The organism is Embleya sp. NPDC005971 (assembly GCF_040629175.1).
Taxonomy (GTDB): domain Bacteria; phylum Actinomycetota; class Actinomycetes; order Streptomycetales; family Streptomycetaceae; genus Embleya.
On the sequence record NZ_JBEXUX010000017.1, the window covers coordinates 42,112 to 68,380 of the forward strand.

At 72.6% G+C, this 26,269-nt stretch carries 31 protein-coding genes; 15 read left to right on the forward strand and 16 right to left on the reverse strand.

Annotated elements, in window-relative coordinates; genetic code table 11:
* Nucleotides 1-140: 140 nt before the first annotated feature.
* The gene (locus ABZ374_RS17190; RefSeq protein WP_360311697.1) at nt 141-887 is read left to right on the forward strand and encodes a helix-turn-helix domain-containing protein; all 747 of its coding nucleotides are present in this window, start codon (nt 141-143) and stop codon (nt 885-887) included.
* Nucleotides 888-1,005: 118 nt separating this feature from the next.
* Nucleotides 1,006-1,341, forward strand: a complete 336-nt coding sequence (locus tag ABZ374_RS17195) for a VOC family protein (protein ID WP_360311699.1) — start codon at nt 1,006-1,008, stop codon at nt 1,339-1,341.
* 39 nt (nt 1,342-1,380) lie between these two features.
* Here the strand turns inward: ABZ374_RS17195 and ABZ374_RS17200 are convergent, their stop codons facing one another.
* Nucleotides 1,381-1,932, reverse strand: a complete 552-nt coding sequence (locus tag ABZ374_RS17200) for a GNAT family N-acetyltransferase (RefSeq protein ID WP_360311701.1) — start codon at nt 1,930-1,932, stop codon at nt 1,381-1,383.
* A 187-nt stretch (nt 1,933-2,119) separates the two neighbouring features.
* On the opposite strand from ABZ374_RS17200, the gene ABZ374_RS17205 reads away from it, so the two are divergent.
* From ABZ374_RS17205 to ABZ374_RS17215, 3 genes are read left to right on the forward strand one after another with little or no spacing between them, the layout of a single operon-like run.
* Entirely contained in the window at nt 2,120-2,626 is a 507-nt protein-coding gene (locus ABZ374_RS17205) for a methylated-DNA--[protein]-cysteine S-methyltransferase (protein WP_360311703.1), read from the forward strand.
* Between the two features lie 2 nt (nt 2,627-2,628).
* A complete protein-coding gene (locus ABZ374_RS17210; protein WP_360311705.1) occupies nt 2,629-3,339 on the forward strand; it encodes a 2OG-Fe(II) oxygenase in 711 nt (236 codons plus the stop codon).
* The gene (locus ABZ374_RS17215) at nt 3,329-3,979 is read left to right on the forward strand and encodes a hypothetical protein (protein ID WP_360311707.1); all 651 of its coding nucleotides are present in this window, start codon (nt 3,329-3,331) and stop codon (nt 3,977-3,979) included. Before ABZ374_RS17210 ends, ABZ374_RS17215 begins: the two co-directional genes overlap by 11 nt.
* Nucleotides 3,980-4,000: 21 nt before the next feature.
* On the opposite strand, the gene ABZ374_RS17220 is transcribed toward ABZ374_RS17215, so the two are convergent.
* Nucleotides 4,001-4,471 carry an N-acetyltransferase gene (locus ABZ374_RS17220; RefSeq protein WP_360311709.1) on the reverse strand — a complete coding sequence of 157 codons (471 nt, stop codon included), beginning with the start codon at nt 4,469-4,471 and terminating at the stop codon, nt 4,001-4,003.
* Nucleotides 4,472-4,514: 43 nt separating this feature from the next.
* Entirely contained in the window at nt 4,515-5,423 is a 909-nt protein-coding gene (locus ABZ374_RS17225; RefSeq protein WP_360311711.1) for a TIGR03620 family F420-dependent LLM class oxidoreductase, read from the reverse strand.
* A 98-nt stretch (nt 5,424-5,521) separates the two neighbouring features.
* On the opposite strand from ABZ374_RS17225, the gene ABZ374_RS17230 reads away from it, so the two are divergent.
* Nucleotides 5,522-6,088, forward strand: a complete 567-nt coding sequence (locus tag ABZ374_RS17230) for a helix-turn-helix domain-containing protein (RefSeq protein ID WP_360311713.1) — start codon at nt 5,522-5,524, stop codon at nt 6,086-6,088.
* Nucleotides 6,089-6,160: 72 nt separating this feature from the next.
* Entirely contained in the window at nt 6,161-6,643 is a 483-nt protein-coding gene (locus ABZ374_RS17235) for an NUDIX hydrolase (RefSeq protein ID WP_360311715.1), read from the forward strand.
* Nucleotides 6,644-6,726: 83 nt separating this feature from the next.
* Here the strand turns inward: ABZ374_RS17235 and ABZ374_RS17240 are convergent, their stop codons facing one another.
* Complete coding sequence (locus ABZ374_RS17240) at nt 6,727-7,344, reverse strand: hypothetical protein (RefSeq protein WP_360311717.1); 618 nt, start codon at nt 7,342-7,344, stop codon at nt 6,727-6,729.
* 276 nt (nt 7,345-7,620) lie between these two features.
* On the opposite strand from ABZ374_RS17240, the gene ABZ374_RS17245 reads away from it, so the two are divergent.
* The 4 genes from ABZ374_RS17245 to ABZ374_RS17260 all read left to right on the forward strand — a co-directional run bounded on the left by ABZ374_RS17245 (nt 7,621) and on the right by ABZ374_RS17260 (nt 10,756).
* Entirely contained in the window at nt 7,621-8,199 is a 579-nt protein-coding gene (locus ABZ374_RS17245) for a helix-turn-helix domain-containing protein (protein WP_360311719.1), read from the forward strand.
* 135 nt (nt 8,200-8,334) lie between these two features.
* On the forward strand, nt 8,335-9,573 hold the full coding sequence (locus tag ABZ374_RS17250) for a cytochrome P450 (protein ID WP_360311721.1): 1,239 nt from the start codon (nt 8,335-8,337) through the stop codon (nt 9,571-9,573).
* A gap of 199 nt (nt 9,574-9,772) precedes the next feature.
* Complete coding sequence (locus tag ABZ374_RS17255) at nt 9,773-10,204, forward strand: DUF732 domain-containing protein (RefSeq protein WP_360311723.1); 432 nt, start codon at nt 9,773-9,775, stop codon at nt 10,202-10,204.
* Between the two features lie 102 nt (nt 10,205-10,306).
* Nucleotides 10,307-10,756: an RICIN domain-containing protein gene (locus ABZ374_RS17260; RefSeq protein ID WP_360311725.1), complete on the forward strand. Its 450-nt coding sequence runs from the start codon at nt 10,307-10,309 to the stop codon at nt 10,754-10,756.
* Between the two features lie 45 nt (nt 10,757-10,801).
* Here ABZ374_RS17260 and ABZ374_RS17265 read toward each other — a convergent pair whose 3' ends face one another.
* Both ABZ374_RS17265 and ABZ374_RS17270 read right to left on the reverse strand, forming a co-directional pair.
* On the reverse strand, nt 10,802-11,299 hold the full coding sequence (locus ABZ374_RS17265; protein WP_360311727.1) for a hypothetical protein: 498 nt from the start codon (nt 11,297-11,299) through the stop codon (nt 10,802-10,804).
* A 358-nt stretch (nt 11,300-11,657) separates the two neighbouring features.
* Nucleotides 11,658-12,881 (reverse strand): beta-ketoacyl-ACP synthase II, encoded by a 1,224-nt coding sequence (locus ABZ374_RS17270; protein ID WP_360311729.1) that lies wholly within the window; start codon nt 12,879-12,881, stop codon nt 11,658-11,660.
* Between the two features lie 442 nt (nt 12,882-13,323).
* On the opposite strand from ABZ374_RS17270, the gene ABZ374_RS17275 reads away from it, so the two are divergent.
* Nucleotides 13,324-14,163: an N-acetylmuramoyl-L-alanine amidase gene (locus tag ABZ374_RS17275; protein WP_360311731.1), complete on the forward strand. Its 840-nt coding sequence runs from the start codon at nt 13,324-13,326 to the stop codon at nt 14,161-14,163.
* A gap of 30 nt (nt 14,164-14,193) precedes the next feature.
* Here the strand turns inward: ABZ374_RS17275 and ABZ374_RS17280 are convergent, their stop codons facing one another.
* From ABZ374_RS17280 to ABZ374_RS17305, 6 genes are all read right to left on the reverse strand, one after another.
* The gene (locus ABZ374_RS17280) at nt 14,194-14,367 is read right to left on the reverse strand and encodes a hypothetical protein (protein WP_360311733.1); all 174 of its coding nucleotides are present in this window, start codon (nt 14,365-14,367) and stop codon (nt 14,194-14,196) included.
* Nucleotides 14,368-14,511: 144 nt separating this feature from the next.
* The gene (locus ABZ374_RS17285; protein ID WP_360311735.1) at nt 14,512-14,904 is read right to left on the reverse strand and encodes a DUF3037 domain-containing protein; all 393 of its coding nucleotides are present in this window, start codon (nt 14,902-14,904) and stop codon (nt 14,512-14,514) included.
* Complete coding sequence (locus ABZ374_RS17290) at nt 14,904-15,740, reverse strand: HipA family kinase (RefSeq protein ID WP_360311737.1); 837 nt, start codon at nt 15,738-15,740, stop codon at nt 14,904-14,906. Before ABZ374_RS17290 ends, ABZ374_RS17285 begins: the two co-directional genes overlap by 1 nt.
* 122 nt (nt 15,741-15,862) lie before the next feature.
* Nucleotides 15,863-16,543, reverse strand: coding sequence for a response regulator transcription factor (locus ABZ374_RS17295; RefSeq protein ID WP_360311739.1), 681 nt, complete (start codon nt 16,541-16,543; stop codon nt 15,863-15,865).
* Complete coding sequence (locus tag ABZ374_RS17300) at nt 16,540-17,769, reverse strand: sensor histidine kinase (RefSeq protein ID WP_360311741.1); 1,230 nt, start codon at nt 17,767-17,769, stop codon at nt 16,540-16,542. Before ABZ374_RS17300 ends, ABZ374_RS17295 begins: the two co-directional genes overlap by 4 nt.
* Nucleotides 17,770-17,878: 109 nt before the next feature.
* A complete protein-coding gene (locus ABZ374_RS17305; RefSeq protein WP_360311743.1) occupies nt 17,879-20,128 on the reverse strand; it encodes an MMPL family transporter in 2,250 nt (749 codons plus the stop codon).
* Between the two features lie 249 nt (nt 20,129-20,377).
* Here ABZ374_RS17305 and ABZ374_RS17310 point away from each other — a divergent pair, with 249 nt between their 5' ends.
* Together ABZ374_RS17310 and ABZ374_RS17315 are read left to right on the forward strand one after the other, a co-directional pair.
* Nucleotides 20,378-20,878: a MarR family transcriptional regulator gene (locus ABZ374_RS17310; protein ID WP_360311745.1), complete on the forward strand. Its 501-nt coding sequence runs from the start codon at nt 20,378-20,380 to the stop codon at nt 20,876-20,878.
* 87 nt (nt 20,879-20,965) lie between these two features.
* Complete coding sequence (locus ABZ374_RS17315; RefSeq protein WP_360311747.1) at nt 20,966-21,952, forward strand: NAD-dependent epimerase/dehydratase family protein; 987 nt, start codon at nt 20,966-20,968, stop codon at nt 21,950-21,952.
* 28 nt (nt 21,953-21,980) lie between these two features.
* Here the strand turns inward: ABZ374_RS17315 and ABZ374_RS17320 are convergent, their stop codons facing one another.
* Nucleotides 21,981-22,553, reverse strand: a complete 573-nt coding sequence (locus tag ABZ374_RS17320; protein WP_360311749.1) for a TetR/AcrR family transcriptional regulator — start codon at nt 22,551-22,553, stop codon at nt 21,981-21,983.
* A 49-nt stretch (nt 22,554-22,602) separates the two neighbouring features.
* Here ABZ374_RS17320 and ABZ374_RS17325 point away from each other — a divergent pair, with 49 nt between their 5' ends.
* On the forward strand, nt 22,603-23,127 hold the full coding sequence (locus tag ABZ374_RS17325; protein WP_360311751.1) for a GNAT family N-acetyltransferase: 525 nt from the start codon (nt 22,603-22,605) through the stop codon (nt 23,125-23,127).
* A gap of 70 nt (nt 23,128-23,197) precedes the next feature.
* On the opposite strand, the gene ABZ374_RS17330 is transcribed toward ABZ374_RS17325, so the two are convergent.
* The 3 genes from ABZ374_RS17330 to ABZ374_RS17340 all read right to left on the reverse strand — a co-directional run bounded on the left by ABZ374_RS17330 (nt 23,198) and on the right by ABZ374_RS17340 (nt 26,264).
* On the reverse strand, nt 23,198-23,626 hold the full coding sequence (locus ABZ374_RS17330; protein WP_360311753.1) for an ATP-binding protein: 429 nt from the start codon (nt 23,624-23,626) through the stop codon (nt 23,198-23,200).
* A 332-nt stretch (nt 23,627-23,958) separates the two neighbouring features.
* A complete protein-coding gene (locus tag ABZ374_RS17335; protein WP_360311755.1) occupies nt 23,959-25,023 on the reverse strand; it encodes a zinc-binding dehydrogenase in 1,065 nt (354 codons plus the stop codon).
* Nucleotides 25,024-25,097: 74 nt separating this feature from the next.
* Entirely contained in the window at nt 25,098-26,264 is a 1,167-nt protein-coding gene (locus tag ABZ374_RS17340; RefSeq protein WP_360311757.1) for an LLM class flavin-dependent oxidoreductase, read from the reverse strand.
* Between the last annotated feature and the right edge of the window lie 5 nt (nt 26,265-26,269).

Below are 26,269 nucleotides of genomic sequence, written 5' to 3' on the forward strand. Positions count from 1 at the left end.
GGGTGAATACTCACTCACCCGCACATGGTGAATACTTGCTCACCACCACGTCAAGTCCGCGAGACGGATCGCCCCGAACCCATCGGAGGCACCCGAAGCCCCCGGATCACCCCACCCACGACGAACGGACGACCGCCGCGATGCCGAACCCACCCCGCCCCGAAGGCCGGCAGCGGGAGCCGCATTCGGCGCCGCGACCCGTCGTGCCCACCCGGCAGCGGATCCTGGACGCCGCCGAGCACCTGATGCGCACCCTCGGCCTCGCGCGGACCACGACCAAGGAGATCGCGCGCGCCGCCGGTTGCTCGGAGGCCGCGCTGTACAAGCACTTCACCGGCAAGGAGGAACTGTTCGTCGCGGTCCTCCAGGAGCGGCTGCCACCGCTGGGCCCGCTGCTCGCCGAACTCGCCCGACTCGCCGACGAGCCCGACGGGGCCGAAGCACTCGACGGGGCCGACGAACTCGACGGCTCCGACGGCTCCGACGGATCCCACGACTCCGAGGGATCCGAGGCGGCCGACCGGGTCGAGCGCCGGCTGGCCGCGATCGCGAGCCGGGCCGCCGAGTTCTACGAACAGAGCATGCCGATCGCCTCGTCGCTGTTCGCCGAACCCGCGCTGTTGCAACGCCACCGCGAGGCGCTGCGCGGCATCGGCGCGGGCCCGCACGTCCCGCTGCGCCTGCTCGCCGCCTACCTCGCGGTCGAACGCGACCGGGGCCGGATCGACCCGGACGCCGACCCGGAGGCCGCCGCCGCGATGTTGCTCGGCGCGTGCTACCAGCGGGCCTTCCTACGGCACTTCATGGGCATCGAGGACGGGCCGACGGTGGCCGAGTTCGCCGCGAGCACCGCTCGTACCCTGATCCGAGGCATCGTCCGCTCCTGACCGCGGTGCCGCGGGACCCGTCGGGGGCCGTCGGTGTGGGCCGCGACAGCGTCCGTGAGCCGCGACACTCCGGCGGAAAGGAAGCGGGATTGTCACACCGGCCTCCTATCGTGCGGGTATGGAATTGAAGCAAGAGATGATCACGATCGACTGCGCCGAGCCCGGCCCGCTGGCCGCCTGGTGGGCGAACGCCCTGGGCGTGGAGATCGCCCAGGACTTCGGCGAGTTCGTGATGGTCGCGGCCCAGCCCCTGGTGCTGGGTTTCCAGCGCGTGCCGGAGGAGCGGGCCGGCAAGAACCGGGTGCACGTGGACTTCTCCACGGCGGACCGCACGGCCGCGGTCGAGCGATTGGTGGCGCTGGGCGCGAAGGTGGTGGCCGAACGCGACGTACCGGGGCTGAACTGGACCACGATGCAGGACCCGGAGGGCAACGAGTTCTGCGTTTCGGGGTGATCGCCGGGTGGCCGCGCCCGAGCGGTGTCGTCCGGCGACTCAGTGCCGGGTGCGCAGGTAGCGGCCACGCGGGAGTTCGGTGACCAGGACCGGTCGACCCTGTACGGGCACGGTGGTGCGGCGCTCCTCGGTCATGCCCAGTTTGTCCATCACCTTGGCGGACGCGGTGTTGTCCACGTGGCAGATGGAGACCAGCCGCGGCAGTCGGGCGTACTCGAACGCGAAGCGCAGCACCTCGACGGCGGCCTCGGTGGCGATGCCGTGGCCCCAGTACGGGCGGGCCAGCCGCCAGCCGATCTCCACCGCGGGCAGCACCTCGGGCAGGAACTCCGGCACGGCCAGGCCCACCCAGCCCGCGAACGCGCCGACCGGGCCCGGTTCGGCGGTACGCAGTTCGACCGCGAACAGGCCGAAGCCGCGGTTCTCCCAAGCGAGTTCGTACGCGGCCAGGGCGGCGGCGCTCTGCTCGGCGGTACGCGGCAGACCGTCGCCCACGTAGCGCATCACCTCGGGGTCGGCGTTCAGCGCGGTGAGCGCGGACAGGTCGTCGGCACGCCAGCGGCGGAGCAGGAGACGCTCGGTTTCGATCATCGGACCATCCTGCCCGAACGCGGGCTCGCCGGCTCGGCCCGCATCGGGCCCAACGCGATGTCCGATTCCCGCCGGACGATGGGCCCGCGAGCGCGCACAGTGGAATCCGGAAGCACCTGTGACCAGTGCACACGGTGTCCGACCACTGCCCGCGACAGCCGTCGCGGCCTCGACGAAGGAAGCGCTCATGACCGTCCACACCACCCTCGACAGCCCCCTCGGCGAGTTGTTGCTGATCGGCGACGAACGTCCCGACGGCACCCTCGCGCTGGCCTCGCTGTCCGTCCCGGGGCAAAAGGGCGGGGCCGCCGTGCCCGCCGATTCACGCCCGGACCCGGCCGCCTTCGCCGAGGCGGTCCGCCAACTCACCGCCTACTTCGCGGGCGAGTTGCACGACTTCGACCTGCCGACGGCACCGCGCGGCTCGGCCTTCCAGGAACGCGTCTGGGCCGCGATCGACGAGATCCCCTACGGCACCACCACCACGTACGGTGCGATCGCCGAGCGGGCGGGCACCTCGCGGGCGGGCGTGCGCGCGGTCGGTACCGCGATCGGCGCCAACCCGCTGCTCCTGGTCCGGCCCTGCCACCGGGTGATCGGCGCGGACGGCGCGCTGCGCGGGTACGCCGGCGGCCTGGACCGCAAGGAGTACCTGCTCGTGCACGAAGGCGCGCTCGCGGCGCGGGTGCGGTGATCGTGGTGGACACGCTCTTCGCGGCCGAGCCGGCGACCACCTCGGAACTCGCCGCGCACGTGGACGAACACGGCCACGCGTTGACCCACCGGATCCTGGACCCGGACACCTGCCGAGAGATCGCCGAACTGTACGACCGCCCGGAACTCTTCCGGGCCACCATCGACATGGCCAGGCATCGGTTCGGCTCCGGCCGGTACCGCTACTTCGCCGCGCCCGTGCCCGAGCCGATCGCGACGCTGCGCGCGTCCTGCTACCCGCACCTGTTGCCGATCGCCCGGGCCTGGGCCGCCCGCCTGGGTCGGCCCGCGCCCTGGCCGGACACCCTGGACGAGTGGCTGACGATGTGTCACGCAGCGGGCCAGACCCGGCCGACCCCGATCCTGCTGCGCTACGGACCGGGCGACTGGAACGCGTTGCACCGGGACCTGTACGGCGACCTGGTCTTCCCGCTCCAGGTGGTGATCGGCCTGGACGAACCCGGAGTCGACTACACCGGCGGCGAGTTCCTGATGGCCGAGCAGCGGTTCCGGGCCCAGTCGCGCGGCACCGCGATCAGCCTGCCGCAGGGGCACGGGCTGATCTTCACCACCCGGGACCGGCCGATCCGCTCGGCCCGAGGCTGGTCCGCGGCGCCCATGCGGCACGGCGTCAGCACCGTGCACACCGGGCTGCGCCGCACCCTCGGCCTGGTCTTCCACGATGCGGCGTGACGTGCGGTACACGCTGATCGGGCCGGACGGGCGGCCCTACCGCAGCGCGACGCCCGGCACGCTGGGCGGCACCACGAACGGTCGGCTGTACGGGCGGTTGCACTGTCGCAGCGCGCTGCGGGCGATCGCGCGCGGCGGCTATGTCGCGAGTCGGGTGTTCTTCGCCGACGAGGCCACCGCGATCGCGGCCGGGTTCCGGCCCTGCGCGGTGTGTCTGCCGGAGCCCTACGCGCGCTGGAAGGGTCGCCTGCCGGCGCCGCACACCGACGCCGAACTGGCCGAGTTGCTGGGTCGGTTGGCCGGCTGCCGGACGCTGGCGATCGGGCACGGGCGAGACCGCGCCTCGACCGCCGCGGCGCACGCGCTCGCGGCGGCCTGGCCGGGCGAGGTGCCGGCCGTCGTCTCCTGGCCCGAGCAGGCGGCCTCGTGGTTGCGCCCGGCGTTGCGGCTGACCGCGCAGGCTCCGGACGCGTGGGTGGTGGCGGGTACCGCGCCGGGCTGGGCGGGCATGCGTGATCGGCTGTTGCGCAGTACCGACTGGGACCCGCGACGCACGTACGCCTTCGCCTCGTTGGCGGACGCGATCACCGATGCCGATCGGGACGAGGGGCCCTGGTGGGCGGCGGCCCGGCCGGGGTGATCGCGGCCGGGCCGGTGCCGGCTACCGTTTCGCGTAGCGCACGTGCTCGAACGGCCAGTGCTCGGCCAGCCACGCACTGACCTCGCGGTACACCGGCTCGTCGAGTTCGGCCCGATCGGCCCGGACCCAGGAACGCACCGAGGTGACGGTGGGGTCGTCGTGGTCGGGATAGATGTAGACGCAGCCGATCACGTCGTAGTCGCCGGCGTTGCCACCGTTGTCGAGCACGGTGTAGGTGAAGCCGGTGCGTTTGTCGAAGTCGTCGGCGTGCCGGACCAGGTCGCGCAGATTGTCGTCCGCGCTCAGCCCGTCCAGGGGTGGCCAGTGGCGATCGGCGTAGCCGGGGGTGGCCCGGATGTGCTCGATGCTGGAGGACCACGCGGCCAGATCGGCCCGGTTGTGCCGGGCGGCCAGCGGCTCCAACCGGAAGGACGCGGTGCTCGGCGGTGCGGGCACGACGAACTCCGCCGGGACGAAGGTGGGTTCAACCATGCCGGGGAGCCTACGCGGGCCGAGCCGGCGGGGCGACTGCGGGCTATCCGAATTCGGACGTCAGGGCCGCCAGTTCGCGCCACTGCGCGAGCGGCATTCGGCCCTGGTCGGAGGTCAGGACCTGGAGGCAGACGTGGTCGGCGCCCGCGTCCAGGTGGGCCCGGACGCGCTCGGCGATCGACGCGGTGTCGCCGAGGGCGCACAGCGCCTCGACCAGGCGGGTGCCCTCGCCGTCGAGTTCGGCCTCGGTGAAGCCCAACCGACGCAGGTTGTTCGCCTGGTGCCGGGCGACCCGGTAGCCGGCCGTGAAGCCGCGGGCGACCTCGACGGCCCGGGCGCGGTCGGTGTCCGGGACCGCGGTGAGCGCGACGGACAGGTACGGGTCCGGGCCCATCGCCGCGCGGGCCGCCGCGGTGTGCTCCACCGGCACCAGGTAGGTGTGCGCGCCCCAGGTCCGGGTCCCGGCCAGGGCCAGCATTTTCGGGCCGAGCGCGGCGAGCACCCGGCGGCCGGGGCGGTCGGGCGCGGGGGCGACCAGGACGGCGGCGTCCATCTCGTCCAGGTAGGCGCCGACGGTGGCGACGGCGGGGGCGGTGTTCGCCTTGGGCATGCCGGCCAGGTCCGCCTGGCCCGCGGCGCGGTGGCCGCCCAGGCCCAGCACGAAGCGGTCCGGGTACGCCTCGTTGAGGGTGCGCTCGGCGGCGGCCATCAGCCGCGGGGTGCGTTCGGACATGATCGCGATGCCGGTGGCGACCGGGAGCGTCCGGGTCGCGGCCAGCAGGAGTTGGGCGTGGGTGGTGGCCTCGCGGCCGATGCCCTCGCCGACCCACAGGCCGCCGTAGCCGAGTTCCTCGATCTCGGCCGCCGCCTCGCGTACCGCGCCGGCGGGCTGCCCGTCGAACGCGAAGGTCCACAGGCCGAGCCGGCCGAGGGCGGTCTTGTCGTGCGTCATCGGGTGTCCTTTCCCGGTTATTCGGAGGCTGCCTCCGATTTGCCTGTCTCACCATATGGAGGCAGGCTCCGTTTGACAACGTCCGAGAGGGAACGCCGATGACCCGACCGATGCGCGCCGATGCCCGCCGCAACTACGAGCGCCTGCTCGCCGAGGCCCGGCTGTTGTTCGCCGAGCACGGCGTGGACGCGTCGTTGGAGGACCTCGCCCGCCGGGCCGGGGTCGGCATCGGCACGCTGTATCGGCACTTCCCCACCCGCGACGCGCTGGTCGAGGCGGTGGTGCGGGACCGGTTCGACAAACTCGCCGCGCGGGCGCGGGCGTTGCGCGACGGCCCGGCGGCGCGCGACGCGCTGGCCACGTGGTTGCGGCTGCTGATCGAGGGCGCGGGCACGTTCCGGGGGATGAGCGCGACGTTGTTGAACACGCTCGCCGACGAGAACTCGGAGCTGTACGCCTCCTGTCACGCGATGCGCGCCGCCGGCGCCGAGCTGCTCACCCGTGCCCAGGCGGCCGGGGAGGTGCGCCCGGACGTCGACACGGACGAGCTGTTCACCCTCGCGCACGGCATCGCCTGGGCCCACGAGCAGCGCTACGGCGACGATCCCGAGCGTTTGCCCAAGCTGGTCGACGTGGTCGTCCTGGGCCTGGCGACGCGCCCCTGAATCGAGGCGACGGCGGCCGGGGCGGGACCCCGTTCGGGCGGTGGGGCGGAGGCTGGGTCAGACTTCGTGGTCATGGACACCCATGCGGACAGCCTGGTGGAGAGCGGTGCGGCGGGTGGGTTGACCGCCGCCGCCGGGGCGTTGTTCTTCGACGGCGAGGGGCGGGTGTTGCTCGTCGAGCCGGACTACAAGCCGGGGTTGGAGTTTCCCGGCGGGATCCTCGAACCGGGGGAGTCGCCCTGGGCGGGCTGTGTCCGCGAGGTGCGGGAGGAGCTGGGGATCGTGCTGGAGGGGCCGCCGAACCTGCTCGTGGCGCAGTGGGTGGCACCGGTGGACGGGCACCGCGGGGGGATGCGCTGGTTGTTCGACGGCGGCGTGTTGGGCCCGGACCGGCTTGCCGAAATCCGGCTCCAGACCGACGAGTTGCGGGCCTGGCATCTACTGACGCCGGATCGGGGCGCGGCGGCGATGCCGGCGGAGCGGGCCCAGCGGTTGTGGGCCGCGCTGCGGGCGCGCGGCAGCGGCGGGGGGATGTACGCGGAGGCCGTGCGCTGATCCGGCCGCCGGGCGGCGGGCGGCCGTCGGTGTCGAGCGCGACCGCGGGGAGGCCGGCTCGGGTGCTTCGCCGGCCGCGCCGGTCAGGGCCGCGGCGCGGCGTTCGCCACCGCCGTGGCGAGGACGTCGACCAGCGGGATCGGCGCGGCGTCGGCCGCCGGCGGATGCACCAGCAGCGTGCCGTCGGCCGCGACACCGAAACAGCCGCCGGCGCGGTCGGTGCGTGCGGCCTCGTCGGCATCGAACACGATCGGCGGCCCCGCGCGCAGGATCAGGGTGTCCGGGGTCAGGCCGGCGCGGAGGACGGCCGCGCGCAGCGCGTGGGCCCGACCGGGGTGCGAGGTGCGCAGCCAGATCTCCTCGGCCGGTACGGCGCCACGTTCCAGGAACGGCCGACCCGAGCCGTCGAGCGAGAACAGGTCCAGGACCGGTCGCCGCCGGTCGACGACGGTCGGCCGGCGGCGCAGGAGCCGGGCCGGCCCCCGCGTCGCCGGCCGACCGAAGACCGGCAACATCGCGACCTCCCGGCCGTGCAACTCCGCCGCCGTCGCGATCAGGAGCACCTCGACGCGTTCGATGATCCGCGCCCAGTCCGCAGGCCGGCGCCCGGCCGGCGTCGCGCCGGCGTCCGGGTCCGCACCGGCCGCCGGGTCCGCCGGTCGCCGCCGCTCCGCCTCGATACGCGCGTCGAAGTCGCTCATGGCGGCAACCTACCCGCGACCACCCGACCGCGGGCGGGACACGACCGACACCGACGCCTCGGCGCTCCGGCCGCGTCGCCGTGCCGGTCCGACTCCACCCCGCCCGGACGGACCCGGACGGCCTGCCCCACCGTCAGTCCGGCCGTCCCCGACCCTGGCCGAACGGCAAGCCGCTTTCCTTGTGAACAAGGGTGCCGAGATGAAAATTGACGCCCCGTCAGCCTTGTCGATTGGCAGAGGTCGACGTATGTTCATGCCCAACAGGAAGGGGGACCCGTGGCGATCCCGGCACCCGAGGACACCTATGACAAGGTGCTCCAGGCGGCAGAGGAACTGTTCGGTGAACAGGGTTTCGCCGGCACCTCGTTGCAGGCCATCGCCGATCGGGTCGGGGTGACCAAGGCCGCCCTCTACTACCACTTCCGTACCAAGGACGAACTGCTCGACGCCCTCCTGCGCCCGGCCCTGAACGATCTGGACCGAGTGTTGGAGGTCGCCGAGAGCAGACGCGGCACCACCGCTCGCCAGCGCCTGCTTTTCGAGGGCTACGTCGACTTCCTCATCCGGTATCGCACCCTCGCCGTCATCCTCGATCGCGACGTCTCGATCGGACGCCACCCCGCCATTCAGCCCCGACTCGCCTCGATCACCGCGCGGGTGCGCGAAGTCCTCGACGACGTCGACGACTCGATCGAGTACCGCGTGTCCACGGCCGTGGCGATGGGCGGCATCTACTCCGCCGTCGCCGCCTTCGCGGAACTGCCCGACGACGAACTCGGCCGCATCCTGCGCGGCGTGGTCCGCAAGCTCCTGGGCCCCCGCCGCAGAGCACCGGGCCCGGTCGCCGGGGCCTGACCGGCAGCACACCACCGGCCCACCACCGGTACCAGTACGCAGCACCGCGCCACCGCACCACCGCGCTTTCCGGCACCCGTCCCCGGCCGGTTCCCGCGGCGACCTCGCACACCCTCCGGCAACGGGAGTTCCACCATGACGTGTCCGGTCCTCGACCACGGCTTCGACCCCACCGACCCCGACCTGTACACCACGCGCATCCCGCTCGACGAGTTCGCCGAGTTGCGCAAGACCTCGCCGGTGGTGTGGGTCCCGCAGACGCCCGAGGTGTCCAACTTCGGCGACGACGGCTACTGGCTGGTCACCCGGCACGCGGACGTCAAGGAGGTCTCCACCAAGCCGGAGATCTACTCGACGAACAAGAACACGGCGATCATCCGGTTCGCCGAGGGCATGGACATGTCCAACATCGATGCGCAGAAGCTCATCATGATCAACATCGACCCGCCGGAGCACACCCGGCTGCGCAGCATCGTCCAGCGCGGCTTCACCCCCCGGGCGATCAACGCGCTCCAGGCCGCGCTGACCGAGCGGGCCGCGCAGATCGTGCGCGACGCCAAGCTCAAGGGCTCGGGCGACTTCGTCACCGAGGTGGCCTGCGAGCTGCCGTTGCAGGCGATCGCGGAGCTGATCGGCGTACCGCAGGAGGACCGCAAGAAGATCTTCGAGTGGTCCAACAAGATGCTCGGCTACGACGACCCGGAGTACGCGGAGTCCACCGAGGTGGGCGCGCAGGCCGCCGCCGAGCTGATGTTGTACTCGATGGGCATGGCCGAGGAACGCAAGGCGTGCCCGGCGCAGGACATCGTCACCCGGCTGATCACCGCCGAGTCCGACGGCAGCCTGTCCTCGGACGAATTCGGTTTCTTCGTCCTGCTGTTGGCCGTCGCGGGCAACGAGACCACGCGCAACGCGATCACGCACGGCATGCTCGCCTTCTTCGACAACCCCGACCAGTGGGAGCTGTACAAGGCGGAGCGCCCGGAGACCACGGCGGACGAGATCGTGCGCTATTCGTCGCCGGTGATGTCCTTCCAGCGCACCGCGACCCAGGACACCGCCCTGGGCGGCCAGGAGATCAAGGCGGGGCAGCGAGTCGGCATCTTCTACAGCTCGGCCAACTACGACGCCGACGTGTTCGAGAACCCGACGAAGTTCGACATCACCCGCAACCCGAACCCGCACCTGGGCTTCGGCGGCGGCGGCCCGCACTTCTGCCTGGGCGCCTCGCTGGCCCGGATGGAGATCAACCTGATGTTCAACGCGATCGCCGACGCGATGCCGGACATCACCAAGGCCGCCGATCCCCGGCGACTGCGCCACGCGTGGATCAACGGGATCAAGGAACTCCAGGTGAACTACACGGGCGAGTAGCCCCACCCGGGACTCGGCCGGGCCGTGTGTTTGCGGCCCGGCCGAACACGACGGGCGCCGTTCGTTACGGGAGCAGCGGGCGGCGCCGTCATGTCGTTGTGGGGCGACTCGGCGCGGGATGGATCACGACTCGGTGAAGGACGCCCGTTCGAGTGGTCCGGGGGCGTAGCCTCCGCGGCATCCGACTGTGGGGAGTCCCGTGAGCAATCAACCGCCGCAGCGGCGTCGACGGATCGGCAACCGTGTCGTGGGGGCATGTGTGGCCATCGTCCTGGTGATCGGCGCCGCCGTGTTCGTGGCAAGTCTGGTGCAGGGCAAGGGGGACGGTGACGCGGCGAGTCCGGCCGCAGCCGGCCGGGCGGACTCCTCGCCGGCCGACGGCAGTCGCTCGCCCGTCGATGCCAGATTCGTCGCCGAACTCGGTCGCTCCGCACCGCAACTGGTGGGCCCGAAAGCCGATTTGAACGTGCTGCTGAGCATGGCCAACGTGGCCTGCGGCTGGGTGCAGATGGGCAAGGACCGGGAGGAGATCGCCAACCGCATCATGGGCGTCACCTACACCCGCGACGAGGCCCTGGCCATCACCAACGCCGCGATGACCGGGTACTGCCCGAACGGGGGGCGCAAGTAGCGCCGACGCGCGATCGCCGGGTCGGCGGCCGGCGGGCCCGGTGTGGGTGCGGCGTGCGAGGGTGACTGGTTCAAGATCATGGATCCGGACCGGGAGCGCTTCGTGGCTGGGGTTGGCGAGGGTGTGTATGTGCTGCGGAACGTGCGCAGTGGGCTGGTCCTCGAAGTCGAGGGCGGGCGGACCCACAGCGGGGCCAATGTGTGGCAGGGCGCCGAGGACGGTTCCGCCGCGCAGCACTGGCGGATCACCGCCGTACACGCGGGCGGCGCGGTCCACCACGTGGAGCACGTGGCCAGTGGGAAGCGGCTGGACGTGACCGGGGCCTCGGAGGAGAACGGGGCCAACGTGCAACTGTGGCGGGCGAACAACTTCGGCGCGCAGGAGTGGATCCTGGAGGAGCACGTCGACGTGCCGGGCCGGGTCACGCTGGTCAACTACGTCAGCGGGCTGCTCCTGGAGGTGGCCGACGGCAGCACCGAGCCCGGCGGCAACGTGCGGCAGTGGGAGGACACCGACAGCCCGTCGCAGTGGTGGGCGCTCGAACCGCGCTGAGCACGCCGACCGGACCGGGCCGCCGCCGTCCCCCTCGCGCGAGGGTCAGGCGGCGGCCACCACGTGGGTGCGGGCCAGGGTCGGGGTGAGCGGGCGCGGGCGCGCGGCGGGGCGGGCGAACACGAACAGCCGCAGCACCACGAACCGGCCGATCCCGGCCAGGCCGGACGCGCCCAGGTAGACGCCCTGTTCGACCAGGACACCCGCGCCCGGCGCCGCCGCGTGCAGGCCGAGCACCGCGGTCGTGGTGAACAGGTAGGCGACCAGCGCGCTGAGCGCCGACTGGCCGTGGGCGCGCAATCCGGCGCGCCCGCCGCCGAAGGTGAACCGGCTGTGCAACTCGGTCGCGGCCACCGTGGAGACCACGGTCACGAACGCGTTGGCGACCGCGATCGGCATCGTGCCGGAGAGCACGACCAGCGCACCCGAGGAGGCGATCCCGGTGCCGCCCCCGAAGACCACGAACCGCGCGAACGCGGCGATCGAACCGGACTTCCCGGCCCTGCCGCCGGCTGCGTTGTTGCTCTTCCCCGTGGTCTTCATGTCCTTCAGCCTAGAAACGAATGAGGCCAGAGACGTTCCTGATTCACCCGGTGCGCGCGAGGTGTTCGGTAAAAACCCTGCGGTTCGCTGAAACCCCGCTGCCGCTTGGCCTCCGGGCCCGCCGACCCGGGGTGCGGGACGGTCGTGCCGCCCACCACCCTGGTGCAGAACCGGCACCGACCGCACCCGATTTTTCGCGCCGCGCCGTGTCCGCCCCGAACGGTTGGCGCCCCGCGGCGGGCATGCGACGACCCCGGTCGGGGCGTCGGGTCGCGACGCGGTGGACCGGGGTCGGGGAGCGCGGTGTCTCCTCGGGCTTCAGCCGGGGCGTTCCTGTTTCGATCGGATCCGTCGGGCCTCAGCCGGCCGAGGTGAACACCAGGGACGCGTTGTGGCCGCCGAATCCGAAGGCGTTCGCGACGGCGACGTTCAGCGGCCCCACCCGGGGCTCCTTGGCGACCACGTCGAGGTCGATGTTCGGGTCCTGGGAGTCCAGGTTGCGGGTGGCCGGGATGACGCCGTCGCGCAGCGCCGCCACGGCCGCGACCGCGCCGATCGCGCCGGCCGCACCGCACAGGTGGCCGAGCATCGACTTGATCGCGGTGACCGCCGCGTGCCTGCCGATCGCCTCGGCGATCGAGGCGGCCTCCAGCACGTCGCCCGCCGGTGTCGAGGTCGCGTGCGCCTGGATGTGATCCACGTCCGCGCCGGTGACGCCGGCCTCGGCCATCGCCATCCGCAGCGCCCGGACCTGGCCCGGCCCGTACCCGGCGGTGATGTGGTTGGCGTCCGAGGTGACCCCCGCGCCGGCCAGGTACGCGTGCCTGCCGGCGCCGCGGGCCGCCGCGAAGTCGGCCCGCTCCAGGACCAGCAGCGCGGCCCCCTCGCTCATCACGAAGCCGTTGCGCTTGGCGTCGAACGGACGCGACGCCGCGGCCGGGTCGCCGTCGTAGGTGGACAACGCGCGGGCCTGGGCGAAGCCCGCGATCGGCAGGGGGCCTATCGTCGCCTCCGCGCCGCCCGCGATCACCACGTCGGCGCGACCGAGGCGGATCAGGTCCAGGGCGTACGCGATCGCCTCCGAGCCCGACGCGCACGCGCTGACCGGGGTGTAGGCGCCGGCGCGAGCCCCGAACTCCATGCTGACCTGCGCGGCCGGCCCGTTGGGCATCAGCATCGGCACCGTGTGCGGGGACACCCGGCGCACGCCGGACGCGGCCAGCACGTCGTGCTGCGCGAGCATCGTCATCGCACCACCCATGCCGGTGCCCACCACCACGGCGAACCGTTCCGGCTCGACCACCGGCGCGCCCGCGTCCGCCCACGCCTCGCGGGCCGCCACGAGTGCGGCCTGCTGACACCGGTCCAGACGCCGCGCCCGGACCCGGTCGAGCACCGTCTCGGGGCAGACTCGCATCCGCCCGGCGATCCGGACCGGCAGGTCGGCCGCCCACGCGTCCGCCAGGGCTTCGATTCCCGACTCGCCCGCGAGGAGGGCCGCCCACGTGGACGGCACGTCCCCGCCCAACGGCGTGGTCGCGCCCATCCCCGTCACCACCACATCGGTCTTGCCGAGCGTCATAAAACGCACCCCAGCTCTGTCGAAGCATTGTGGAAACACGACACGGGTGACCCACGCGCGCTCGCGTACGGGTCACTTGATCCGCAACGCTGTCAGGGAAAGTTCGGCGCGGGGGTATCGACACCGATAAAGAGGACGTCCTATTACTTGTTGAGTTCCCACAACCGACCGGTAACCGGTTCAGCTCCGCAAATGCCATCGAAACGGCTGATACCCGCCGATGATCGGCGGTTGTGAGCGACGGATCCGGGGCGGCGGGACGCGCGCGAGGGCAGTCGCGGGGCGCGCGCGAGGACGCTCGCGGGGCGTGCGGTGCGGCAAGCCGCGCGCGGCATTATGGGCTGCTTCAGCGGGATCGTCCCGGCTTTGCGGAAGATCGACGAAAAGCCGGCAAAACGTCGTGACCATGGGCATTTGCGACCTCGATCCCAGGGAGACCGCCATGGCCTGGTACCCCGGAGCCACCAAGCGCGAGCTGGAGCCCGAATCCGACGCGCAGCCCGCCATCCGCCCCACCCAATTGATCCTGCACTCGATCGCCGCGCCGTGGTCGGGCGAGCGGATGTACGAGTACTGGCGCGACTCGACCAACCTCGAATCGCACTTCGGCTGCGCGTACGACGGCGGCCTGTGGCAGTTCATCGGCACCGAGACCCGGGCCGACGCGAACGCCTCGGCGAACCGCCGGTCGGACGGCACCGGCGCGGTCAGCGTCGAGAGCGCGAGCAACCTGGAGCACACCGACCCGTGGACCGAGGCCCAGGTGGACAGCCTGATCCGGCTCGGCGTGTGGATGCACGAACGGCACGACCTGCCGCTGCGGGTGTGCCGGGCGTGGGACGACCCCGGGTACGGCTACCACCGGCTGTTCGCCAAATGGTCCATCGACGGCACCGCGTGCCCCGGCGACGCGCGCGTACGGCAGTTCCACGACCGGATCTTCCCGGGCATCGTGGCCGGCACCGGCGGCACCCCACCCGTCGACATCCCGGCCCCGCGCCCCGCCGTCGACCTGGCCGAACTGGTCGCCGCGGCACGGTCGGACCCGAGCCGCCAGGGCACTCCGGTCACCTACGTGGGCACCCGCATGGTCGAGAACGCCCTGGTCGCCGAGGGCCTGCTCGCCGGCCATCTGGCCGACGGCCACTACGGCACCGCGACCCTGAAGGCATACGCCGAATGGCAGCGCCGACTGGGCTACAACGGCTCGGACGCGGACGGCATCCCGGGGCGCCGGTCACTGACCCGACTGGGGGCCAAACACGGCTTCACCGTCGCGTGAGCGGGGCGCGCACAGCGGAAGCGGGGCGTCTCACACGCCTCGGTCGGTGGCCACCAGCAGGCCGGTGACGATCGCCATCAGCGACCACACCAGCCACATCCAGGCCACCGCGTCGTACAGCGCGCTGTACAGACCCAGGATGGTGAGCAGCACGAGTGTGCAGGCCACCATGCCCCGACTCTGTGGACCGTAGGTACGGATCATCGTCGCCTCCACCCTCGGAGCCCGGGAACGAACCGGTGTCTGGCACGGTAGCGCAGCAGCTCGCGAGACGGACAGAGCGCGGCGCCCGGGAACCACGTGGCGCGGCGGCCGGCGGCCGGGTGACCGCCGGGCCCTCGCCGCGCCTCACAACACCAAGAGGTCGAAGAGCCGGTCCAGGTCCGCCGCCGGATTCGCGGTCAATCCGCCGTGCACCGGACCCGGCTGCACGATCGTGCTGCGCGGCGCGGTCAGCCAGCGAAATCGGCGCCCGACCGGCTCGGCGCCGGGCGCACCGGCCGCCTCGCTGCCCGCACACACCAGTTCCCACGCGGCGAGTACCGCGCGTGCCTGGGTGACGTCGGCGTCCGGGTCGAGCGCGCACAGCCTGGACTGTTCGACGTGGGTGCGGGCGCCCAGGAAGCCGAACGCCTGGCTGTACAGCGCGACGCCGACGTTCAGGCACTCCCCGCGCTCCACCCGGGGCACCAGGCGGATGATCGAGTACTCGAAGAACTCCCGCTGGGCGATCGTCGTCATCACTTGAGCCAATCCGGGCGGTTCGACACCGAGGAGGCCGCGCCCTGTCGCGCGACCGTTTCCGGCGCGATCTCCGGGAGCCACGCGCGCGGTGCGGCGGCGCGGGCGGACAGGTGCGCGATGTACGCCTCGCGCAGCGCGTCGGGGCTGTCCAGGCCGAGTGCGCGCTCGGCGTCGCCCGACTCCAGCCACTCGTCCGGGACCAGCGCGAGTACCTCGGTGAGCAACGCGCGGGTGATCCGCGGAGCCAGTTCGGCGTCCGCCTTGAGCAGACCGGGACCGCCGAGGGTGGCCAGCACGTGATCGCCGGCGTCGAACGCACGCGTCGCGGCCGACGTCGCGGCCCGCCACGCGTGGTGGAACCACAACGAGGCGCCGTGGTCGATCAGCCACAGCCGACCGTGCCACACCAGCAGGTTCGGATTGCGCCAGGAACGGTCCACGTTCGAGGTCAGCGCGTCCAGCCACAACACGCGTGCGGCCAGCTCGGCGTCCGGCTCCCAGGTGGCCGGGGTGAAGTCGGCCGAGCCCGGCAGGAAGTCCATCCCCAGGTTCAGCCCGGCACTGGCCTTGATCAGCTCCTGCACCTCCTGGTCCGGCTCGCCGCGCGCGATCACCGGATCCACCTCCATCCGCACCAGGGCGGGCACCGGCAGCCCGAGCCGGCGGGCCAGTTCGCCCACCACGACCTCGGCGACCAGCACCTTGGCCCCCTGCCCGGCGCTGCGGAACTTCACGACGTAGGTGCCGAGATCGTCGGCCTCGACGAGCCCGGGCAACGAACCGCCCTCGCGCATCGGCGTGACGTAACGAATGGCATGGACCAGGGGAAGCATTCCCGAACAATGCCACGCCCCGCGAGCCGAAAAACACTCGGGCCACCGCGGCGGGCTCGCGCGGGTCGGGCGCGTCGAGCGGCGCGGGCGCGGGTCGACGCGGGGCGCTGGGCCCGTTGCCGTCAGAGGCTGGGGGGTTCGGGGCGGACCAGGCCGTTCTGGTAGGCGATGACGACGAGTTGGGCGCGGTCGCGGGCGCCGAGTTTGGTCATCGCGCGTTGGATGTGGGTGCGCACGGTCAGGACGCTGAGGACGAGCTTTTCCGCGATCCGGTCGTTGGACTCGCCGTGGGCGGCCAAGACGGTGACCTCTTGCTCGCGGGGGGTGAGGTCGGCGAGGCGTTCGGCGGGGGCCAGGGGCGGTCCGGAGGCGGGCGTGGTGAGGAAGCGGGTGATCAGGGCCCGGGTGGCTCCCGGTGACAGGAGCGCCTCGCCGGCGGCGACGGTGCGGATTCCGTCCAGCAGCGCGTCCGTGGTGACGTATTTGCCGAGGAAGCCGCTGGCGCCGACGCGTAGTGCCCGGGCGACGTACTCCTCGGTCTCGAACATGGTCAGGATGAGGACGCGGGTGCCGGCGAGGTCGGGGTCCTCGCAGATGGCGGCGGTGGCGGCGAGCCCGTCGCCGTCGGGCATCCGGATGTCCATCAGGACGATGTCGGGTTGCCGGGCGCGGGTGAGTTCCACGGCCTGGTGGCCGTCGGCGGCCTCGCCGACCACCTCCATGTCCGCGCAGGAGTCGATCAGCAGCCGGAAGGTGCCGCGCAGGAGGGCCTGGTCGTCGGCGAGCAGGACGCGGATGGTCAACGGGTTTCCTCGGGTCGTCGTCCGGCCGGGGTGTCCGCCGGGGCGGGAGGCGGGAGGGGGAGTGCGGCGGCGACTTCGAAGCCGCCGTCGGGTCGGGGGCCGGCGCGCAGGTCGCCGCCGACCGAGTGGGCGCGTTCGCGCATGCCCATCAGTCCGTAGCCGCCTCCGGGTACCGGCGGAACGGCCCCGCCGTCGGGTGAACCGTCGTTGTCGACGGTGACGAGCAGGTGTGAGTCCTGGTAGTGGAGCCGAACCCGGGCCGCGTGGTCGGGCGCGTGTTTGGTGGCGTTGGTCAGGGCCTCCTGGATGATCCGGTAGGCGGTCAGGTCCACGCCCGGGGACAGCGGCCGGGCCCGGCCCTCGGTGGTGACGGTGACCGTCAGGCCGGCCGATTCGCAGGCCGCGACCAGCGTGGCGAGACGGTCCAGGCCGGGGGCGGGCGCCAGCGGGTCGGCGTCCGGGTCGGCGCTCTGGCGCAACACGCCCACGGTGGCGCGCAGTTCCAGGAGTGCGGAGGTGGTGGTGCCGACCAGGTCGGCGAGGATCCGTCGGGTCTGTTCGGGGTGGGTGTCGGCGAGGTGGGCGGCGGTGCCGGCCTGGGCGTGCGCGACGGCCATGTGGTGGGCGATGGCGTCGTGCAGTTCGCGGGCGATGCGCATGCGTTCCTCGGCGACGCGCAGCCGGGCTTCCTCCTCGCGGGTGCGTTCGGCGTGCGTGGCGCGGGCCTGGACGGATTCGAGGTAGGCGCGCCGGAAACGGCTCCTGCTGCCCAGGGACATCGGCAGCCACAACCACAGGACGGTGCCCACGGTCCGCAGGATGAGGTCGTCGCCGAGCGGCGCGCCGGCCAGCGAGGTGGCCGGCAGCACGGCCACCGCCGCCCGGCCGTAGCGGCCGGTGGTCCGCGAGTCGGTGAGCGCGGCAAGCCAGTACAGGGCGGTCATCACCGGGGCCAGCAGCAGCGGACTGGGCAGGTAGCCGAGCGCGGTCAGCAGTGCGGCCGCGCCGGTGGTGACCGCGAGGGCGGCGCGCGGGTGGGTGCGGGCGCCGAGCACGGCCACGCCGGAGACCACGAGGATCCAGGCGGGCCACAGGGCGTGCGGGGGCGAGGACTCGGACGTGCTGATCTGCGCCCCGAAGAGCGTGCAGACGCACATCGCCACCGCCGTCACCACATCCGCGGCCCGGGCGTGGCGCTCCGCGTACCGTTCGAGATTGCCGGTCATCGTGCTCTCCGCGAGGGGGCGTGCCGGGTCCATGGTTGCCGATGCCCACGAGGACGGCGCAAGGACCGCCCGAGACGGCTTGCTCGGGCGGTCCTTCGGGCGCAGTCGATCATCGGTGCGCCCGGACCGGCCCGTCCGGGTCGCGGTCCGGGCCGGCGGGCCGGGCGTGGCCCAGGAGGGCCGAGCCCTCCACGTCGACTCGGGGCAGGACGCGGCCCAGTCGGCTCGGCAGCCACCAGGCCCGGTCGCCGAGCAGGGCCAGGACGGCGGGCACGATCGCCATCCGGACCACGAAGGCGTCGAAGAGCACCGCGGCGGCCAGGCCGAACCCGAGCATCTTGATCAGCCCGCCCTGTTCCCCGATGAACCCGGAGAAGACCGCGATCATGATCAGTGCGGCGGCCGTCACCACCCGGGCGCTGTGCCGGAACCCGGACACGACCGCCTGCTCGGCCCCTTCCCCGTGGGTGTACGCCTCCCGCATCCGGGAGACCAGGAAGACCTCGTAGTCCATGGCCAGCCCGAAGACGATGCCCATCATGAAGATCGGCATCAGGCTCATGATCGGCCCGGTCTGCTCCACCCCGAACAGGTCCGCGGCGTGTCCCTCCTGGAAGACCAGCACCAATACGCCCAGCGCCGCGAGCACCGAGAGCACGAAACCCAGGGCCGCCTTGATCGGCACCAGCAGGGACCGGAAGACCAGCAGCAGCAACACCACCGCCAGGCCGCCCACCACCGCCAGGTACGGCACCAGCGCGGCCTGCACCTTCGCCGCGACGTCGATGTTCAGCGCGGTCGTGCCGGTGACCTCGAACGTCGCCGACGCCTGCTTCTCCACGGCCGGCCGGTCCCGGCGGATCGCCTCCACCAGGTCCTTGGTCCGCTGGTCCGTGGGGCTGCTCGACGGGGTGGCCCGGAAGACCGCGGTGTCGCCGACCTGGTTGAAGCGGGCCTGCGAGACGGACACGATGCCGGCTGTGCCGCCGATCCGGTCGCCGACGGCGCGCACCGCGGCGTGCGGGTCGGCCGAGCCCCTGGCGTCCACGACGATGGTCAGCGGTCCGTTGAAGCCGGGGCCGAAGCCCGCCGCGAGCGCGTCGTAGGCCCGTCGCTCGGTGGTGGCGGCGGACTTGGCCTCGTCACCGGGCATGCCCAGGCGCAGTGATGCCACCGGTACGGCCAGTGCGACCAGACCCACCACGCCGAGGATCAGCACCGCCACGGGACGACGCAGCACGAAGCCGGCCCAGCGGGTGCCCAGGTTGACCCGTGTGCGGGTGCCGGGCGCACCGCCGCTCGGGAGCACGGTCCGGTCGGCGCCCCGGGCGCGGGCCTTGCGCGTCCTGCGGGCCAGGACCGCGTCGGGCCAGTACCCGAGCAGCGCGGGCACGAGTGTCAAGGCGACCAGGACGGCGACCGCGATGGCCCCCGCAGCGGCCAGGCCCATTTTGGTCAGCGTCGGGATCCCGACCACCGACAGGCCCGCCAGGGCGATCATCACGGTGATCCCGGCGAACACGACCGCCGATCCGGCGGTGCCCACCGCCACCCCGGCCGCCTCCTGCGGGGGCCGGCCGCGCTCGCGCTCTTCCCGATAGCGGGAGACCACGAACAGGGCGTAGTCGATGCCCACCGCCAGGCCCAGCATCGTCCCGAGCGTGAGCGTGTCCGAGGACAGCCCCAACGGGCCCGCCAGCAATACGACCGTGAACAGACTCACGGCGACACCCACGATCGCGGTCAGCAGCGGCAGACCTGCGGCCGCCAGTGACCCGAAGGTGATCAGCAGCACGACCGCCGCCGCCGAGAGGCCGACGATCTCCGCGACGCCGCCGGGGCCGCCGCCGCCGTCCATCGCCGACCCGCCGGTCTCCACCGTCAGGCCCGCCGCCCGGGCCTGATTCGCCGCCTTGTCCACCGCCGCCCGGTCGGCATCGGTGACGTCGGCGGACTCCACCTTGTAGGTGACGGTCGCGTACGCGGTCGTACCGTCCTTGCTGACCGCCTGCGACTCGAACGGGTCCGCGACAGCGGCCACCCGCGGGCCGCCGCCCAGCGTGTCCACCGCGTTCACGACGGCCTTGCGCAGGTCGCCCGTGCCCACCTGCCGCCCGTCCGGGGCGACGAAGACGATCCTGGCGGTGGCGCCGTCCGCGGCGGCCCCGGGGAAGCGTTCCTCCATGAGATCGAACGCCTTTTGCGACTCGATCCCCGGCATCGAGAATTCCTCGTCCGAGGGCCCCCGCGCTCCCGCGGCGCCCACCGCGACCGCGGCCAGCACCCCGAGCCAGACCAGGACGACCAGGCGGCGGCGCCGGAAAGCGCCGAGCCCGAGCCGATACAGAAAAGTCGCCACGTCAGGGTCTCCCTATCCACGAGCGATGACCGCTCAAGGCTCGCCCGGGAGGACCCGTCCCGTCGTCATGCCGCTACGGACACCGCGACCTACCGAAACCACACGACGCACTACCGAAATCGCAGTAGGCGCCCGAGGCGTGACCGTCCGGAGCGGCCCGTGACCACCCCCGTCGTCCCGGGTCGGGGGCGGCGGGACAATGGGGGTATTCGGATCCGCTCGGGTCCCTGTTTCCTGGACGTGACACGCGTGAGTTCGCCGGAATCCAGCTCGGCGCCGATCGGCGATTTGTTCATGCGGCTGGCCAGGCGCATTCGGGTGCGCGCCGGCCGGGAACTCGCCCCGTTGGGTCTGACGCCGGCTCAGGCGCATGCGATGAAGGTGCTCGCGCACGCCGAGGAGCCGCTGCGGATGGCGGATCTGGCGGCGCGGCTGGAGATCGTGCCGCGCTCGGCGACCACCGTGGTGGACGATCTGGCCGCGCGGGACCTGGTCCGGCGCAGTACCTCCGCGCTGGATCGGCGCGCGACGCTGGTGGAGTTGACCGAGCGGGGGCGGGACGAGCTGCGTCGGATCCGGGCGATCCGGCAGGGCGCGGGTGCGGCCGTCTTCGATCGACTGGGCGAGGCGGATCGGGCCGAGTTGTTGCGGCTGTTGCGGTTGGTGGACCGGGAGTTGGCCGAGTACGAGGCGGTGGAGCCGGGGGCGGTCCGGGACGGGCGCTCGTGCCCGCCGCGCGACGGGGGATGAGCGGTGGCCGCGGGTTTACGCCGACAGCGATTCCGCCCAGAGCGTGAGGTGCTTCCGGTGATCGTCGCGGGTGGGCAGAGTCGGGGCATGAGAATTCTGATTCTGGGTGGTTCCGAGTTCGTCGGCCGCGCCGTCACCGACGCCGCGTCGGCCAGGGACTGGGACGTGACCGTGTTCAATCGCGGTCGGCACGAACTTCCCTCCGGCATAAGGTCGTTGGTGGGTGACCGGACCACTGTGGGCGGTCTGGCCGCGCTCGCCGACGGCGAGTGGGACGTGGTCCTGGACACCTGGAGCGCCGCGCCGCGCGTGGTCCGCGCCTCGGCCGAGCTGTTGGCCGACCGCGTCGGGCGTTACGTCTACATCTCCAGTTGCTCGGTGTACGACCAGCCGACGCCCGCCGGACTGGGCGAGGAGGCGGCCCTGGTCGAGGCCGCGCCCGACGACGGCGACGACGTGTCCTACCCCCGGGCCAAGCGCGGCGCCGAGATCGCCGTCGAGCAGGCGTTCGGCGACCGGTACGTGCACGCGCGGGCCGGGCTGATCCTGGGTCCGCGGGAGAACATCGGCCGGCTCCCGTGGTGGCTGAACCGGATCGCCCGCGGCGGCCTCGTCCCGGCTCCGGGTCCGCGTGAGGCGCAGCTCCAGTACATCGACGCGCGCGACCTGGCCGAGTGGACTCTGGACGCGGCCGAGGCCGGTCGCAGCGGCGCCTACAACCTGGTCGGGCCGACCGGCCACACCACGATGGGCGAGCTGCTCGACCTGTGCGTGCGGATCACCGGTTCGGACGCCGAACTGCGCTGGATCGACCCGGACACAATCCTGGCCGCGGGCATCCAACCCTGGCTCGAACTGCCGATCTGGCTCCCGGCGGGCGAGGACTACGACGGCATTCACCGGCGCGACGTGCGCAAGGCGCTGGCCGCCGGCCTGAGGGTGCGCCCGGTCGAGGAGACCGTCGCCGACACGTGGACCTGGCTGCGCTCGGTGAACGGCGTCGTGCCGCAACGCCCGGACCGCCCGGTGGTGGGCCTGCCGCCGGAGAAGGAGGCCAAGCTTCCGCTGGGCTGAGCCGCCGGCGCGCCGGGGTGGGCGGGTGTCACCCGGGCGGCGGGAAGGAGTGGTCCAGGAAGGCGGTCCAGGCCGACTGCACCCTGTCCCGATGGTCCGGCGTGCCGCCGGCCAGGTGGTCGAGCAGCAGGCCGCGCAGCACGGCCAGCACCAGGGTCGGCGGCACCGGGTGGTCGGCCAGGACGCGCCGGAGCGGGGGCAGCCAGTCGTCGAGGGACCTGCCGGCGAAGTCGGACCACGGCCCGTCGGGCCCGTCGAAGGATCGCACGTAGCCGTCGAAGAACAGGCGGAGCGCGCCTCGGCGTTCGGGGGCGACCAGCCAGGTCCACAGCAGGTCGAGGGTCTCCCGGGCGGTGCCCGGGTGGCCGTCGGCGCGGGCGACCAGGGCGAGTTGCTCGGCGCGGCCGACGTCGAGGATCTCCCGGACCAGTCCCTCCTTCGCGCCGAACAGGTAGAGCAGCACACGGGGGCTGGAGCCGATCGCCCGGGCCAGCGGGCGCAGCGAGAGTTCGGCCAGCCCGTGCTCGGCGACGTAGGCCGCGCTCGCGGCGAGCAGCTCGTCACGGCGGGCGGAGGTGGGGGGTTTCACGTCGGCGGTCATCCGCATATCCTCTACTGAAACAACTGTTTCAGTGAAGGATATCGAGACCATGACCTCGACACCGAGCACGCGCGGCGTGAGCATTCGCGACGCGACGCGTCCCGGCGACCTGGGCGCGCTCGCCGCGTTGCACGGCGTGCTGTACAGCCGCGAATACGGCATGGACGCGACGATGGAGGCGGGCGTCGCCGCGGGCATGGCCGAACTCGTATTGGCCCGAACCCGCGAAGGCGACGACGGGCCCGGTCGGATGTGGGTCGCCCAGGAAGACCGGGACACCGAACGTGTGCTCGGCGGCATCGGGTTGACCCGCGCCGAGGACGGGTGGACGCGGCTGCGCTGGGTGATCCTGGATCCGGCCGCGCGCGGTCGCGGGGTGGGTGGTGCGTTGCTCGACACCGCACTGGCCGAGGCCCGTCGGCGCGACGCGGTCGGCGTCTACCTGTGGACGATCGCCGGCCTGGGGGCCTCCCGGCACCTGTACGACCGGGCCGGTTTCGCCCTGACCGAGGAACACCCGGCCCGGACCTGGGGAATCGACACCGTCAGGCAACGTTTCGACCTGAAGTGGTGATCGGCGTCGACCCCGGAAATCGATCCGGGATCGGCGCCCGCCCCGGCCCGACGACGGCCCGAGTGCCGGCTCAGCGCAGCGGCAGCGTCACCCACACCGTCTTGCCGCCCGTCGTGTCCGGCTGGATCCCCGCGTACCCGCCGGCCTCGGCGACCAGGGCCTTGACGATCAACAGGCCGCGCCCGCTGTCGTCGTCGACGGTCTCCAACAGCGCCTTGGGGCAGAACGGATGTCGATCGTGCACCCCCACCTGCACCCCGCCGTCGTCGGTGCCGCACACGGTGACGCCGATGGCCGGCGTCAACACCCCCGCGTGCCGGACCGCGTTGGTCACCAACTCGGACACGACCAGACGCAGCGTGTCCGCGAGATCGCCGTGGGCGGGCATGCCCCACCCGACGGCGATCGCGACCACCTTGCGTCGGGCCGCGGACACCTCCGCCTCGTGCGGCGGCAGATCGAACCGACACACCGGATGGGCGTCATTGAGCACGGTCATACCGCGCCTCCCGAGCCGGTGGCGGTCACGCGATGGACGGACACGGCACCGTGACGGTGCCCGGTGTGACTCATGATGTCCCCGATGGCGGGTGTACGGATCTTCCGAGGGAATTCCCTCGGAGCGTACCGATTCCGACACCCGGTGCGTCCCGTTTGCGACACTTCCACACCCCGCTCGGCGGGGCGTTCGGGGGCGTGCGCGAACGAAACGCCCTGGCGAGCGCGCCGTCCGCGCACGGCGCGCGCCAGGGGGGACCGGCCGGGGTCCACCCTTACGCGTGACACCCGCCCCGCGCGTCCCCGGGACCCGGCCCGTACCCGGCTCCGCCGCTACGCCGTGGCGGGATGTACGCCCGACCCCTCCAAATGTGGGCGGACCAGGACCTTGACGTGCTCGTCCGGCCGGCCGAGCGTGTCGATCGCCGCGGCCACCCCGCCGAAGCCCACCTGGCCGGTGACCAGCGCCGCCGCGTCCACGCTGCCGGCGGCGATCCGGGCCAGCGTCTTCGGATACTCCTCCGGCGGATAGGTCAGACACATCTTGACCGTGAGGTCCTTGTAGATGCCCACCACGGGTCGGAAGGTGTCCTCGGTCATGCACACTCCGATCAGCAACACCGTGGCGCCGCGCGGCGCGGCGTAGGTGATGCGATCGAACATGCCGGCCTTGCCCGAACACTCGAAGATCGTCAGCGGTTGCCCCGGCTCGGCGATCTCGCGCCACGCGACGAACGGGTCCCGCTCGGCCGGGTCGACCACGACGTGGGCGCCGAACGCGCGGGCGAGTTCGCGGCGGCGCGGGGAGGGTTCGGAGACCACCACCGGGGCCACGCCGCGCTCGATCAGGCCGGCGATCGCGCCCAGGCCGATCGGCCCGGCGCCGATCACGATCGCCGCGCCGCCCTTCTCCGCGCCGGAGCGGGCCACGTTGCCGAAGCCGACCGCGAGCGGCTCGGTCAGCGCGGCGACGTGCGCCGGTACGTGTGCGGGCACCTTGACCAGGGCCGCCGCCTGCATCACCATGCGCTCGCCGAAGCCGCCGGGGAAGGTGTTGGAGTAGCCGATCGTGCGCAATACGCCACCGCCGTCCAGCGCCCAGGGCAGGCCGACCACGACCTCGCCCTCCTCGAAGCCGGTCACCCCCGGCCCGGGCCGCACGACCCGCGCGGACAGCTCGTGACCCATCACCAGGTCGGCGTCCGGGTCGAAGACGAACGACGGCGTGTCGGAATCGATGGACGCCCGGAGGAACTCGGCCGTGTGTTTGTACGCGGACAGATCCGAGCCGCAGATCCCGCAGGCCACCGTCTCCACGAGGACCTGCCCCTCGCCGGGTTCGGGTGCCGCGATGTCCTCGACCGTGAACGCGCCGCCGCGTAGTACCGCTGCTCGCATGTTGGGCAATCTCCCTGTCGGGTCGACGGCTCACCGGTGCTCCGGATCGCCGAAACGAACGTGCGTGGACGGGTTCAGGAGGCGGGCGGCGTCATCGCCGCGACGACCGCCTGACGCAGCGCGCCGATGAAGCGCTCGCTGTTGTCGTGCGCCCAGGCCATCGAGGACTGCCGGGGACGGTTGGCGCCGGTGAAGTGCGGGACCACGTACTCGGCGAACAGTTCGTAGCTGCGCCGCTTGTCCGCCGGTCGCGCGATCGGCAGGTCGAGCAGGAGCAGTGTGCCGAAGCCGCCGGACTGTTCGGCCATCGCGGTGATGCGTTCGATCGCCTGCGCCGGTGTGCCGATCATCGCCACGCCGAAGGTCGGGAAACCCTCGCCGGTCCACTGCGCCACGGCCTGCCCGGGCGTCGCCCCCCAGGGCATCGTCATCCCGGACAACCCCTGGATGTAGTCGACCAGGTGGTGCACGCCGTACTCGGCCTGCTCGCGCGCCGCCTCGGTGGTCTCGGCGAGGTGCATCGGCACCACCAGGCGCCAGCGCTCGCGGTCGGCGACGTGGCCGTGCTCGGCGCAGGTCTTGGCGTAGACGTCCCAGTTCGTGGACAGCGCCGCGAAGCCGGACGGGTCGGCGGCGGCGAGCGAGAGCAGGCCCATGCCGTGGGTGCCGGCCTGGACCGATCCGGACGGCGAGACGGTGGAGGCGCACACGGTCTCGATGCCGGCGCGCGTGTACGGGCCCAGGTGCAGCCGGGCCTGGTCCAGGGTGAACCAGTCGGTGCGCATGGTCACCGTCTCGCCGCGCAGGAGCGGGACGATCGCGGCCAGCGCCTCGGCCATCATGGCGCGCTGGCGCATCGGGTCGATGCCCATCATGAAGGCGTCCGAGGCCAGTTGGCCGGGCCCGGAACCGAACATCACCCGGCCGCGCGATTGCAGGTCGAGCTGCACGATGCGGTCCGCCAGCACCAGCGGGTGGTGGTACGGCAGCGAGTTGACGCCGGTACCGAGTCGGATCCGGGTGGTGCGTTCGGCGGCGGCGGCGATGAACACCTCGGGCGAGGCGATCGTCTCGTATCCGGCCGAGTGGTGCTCCCCGATCCACGCCTCCTCGAAGCCGAGCGCGTCCAGGTGTTCGACCAGGTCGAGGTCCCGGCGCAGTTGCAGCGAGGGGTTGCCGTCGATGCCGTGGTAGGGGGCGATGAAGGCACCGAAGCGGGTCGGCGGAGCGGCCTCTGACACGGGCT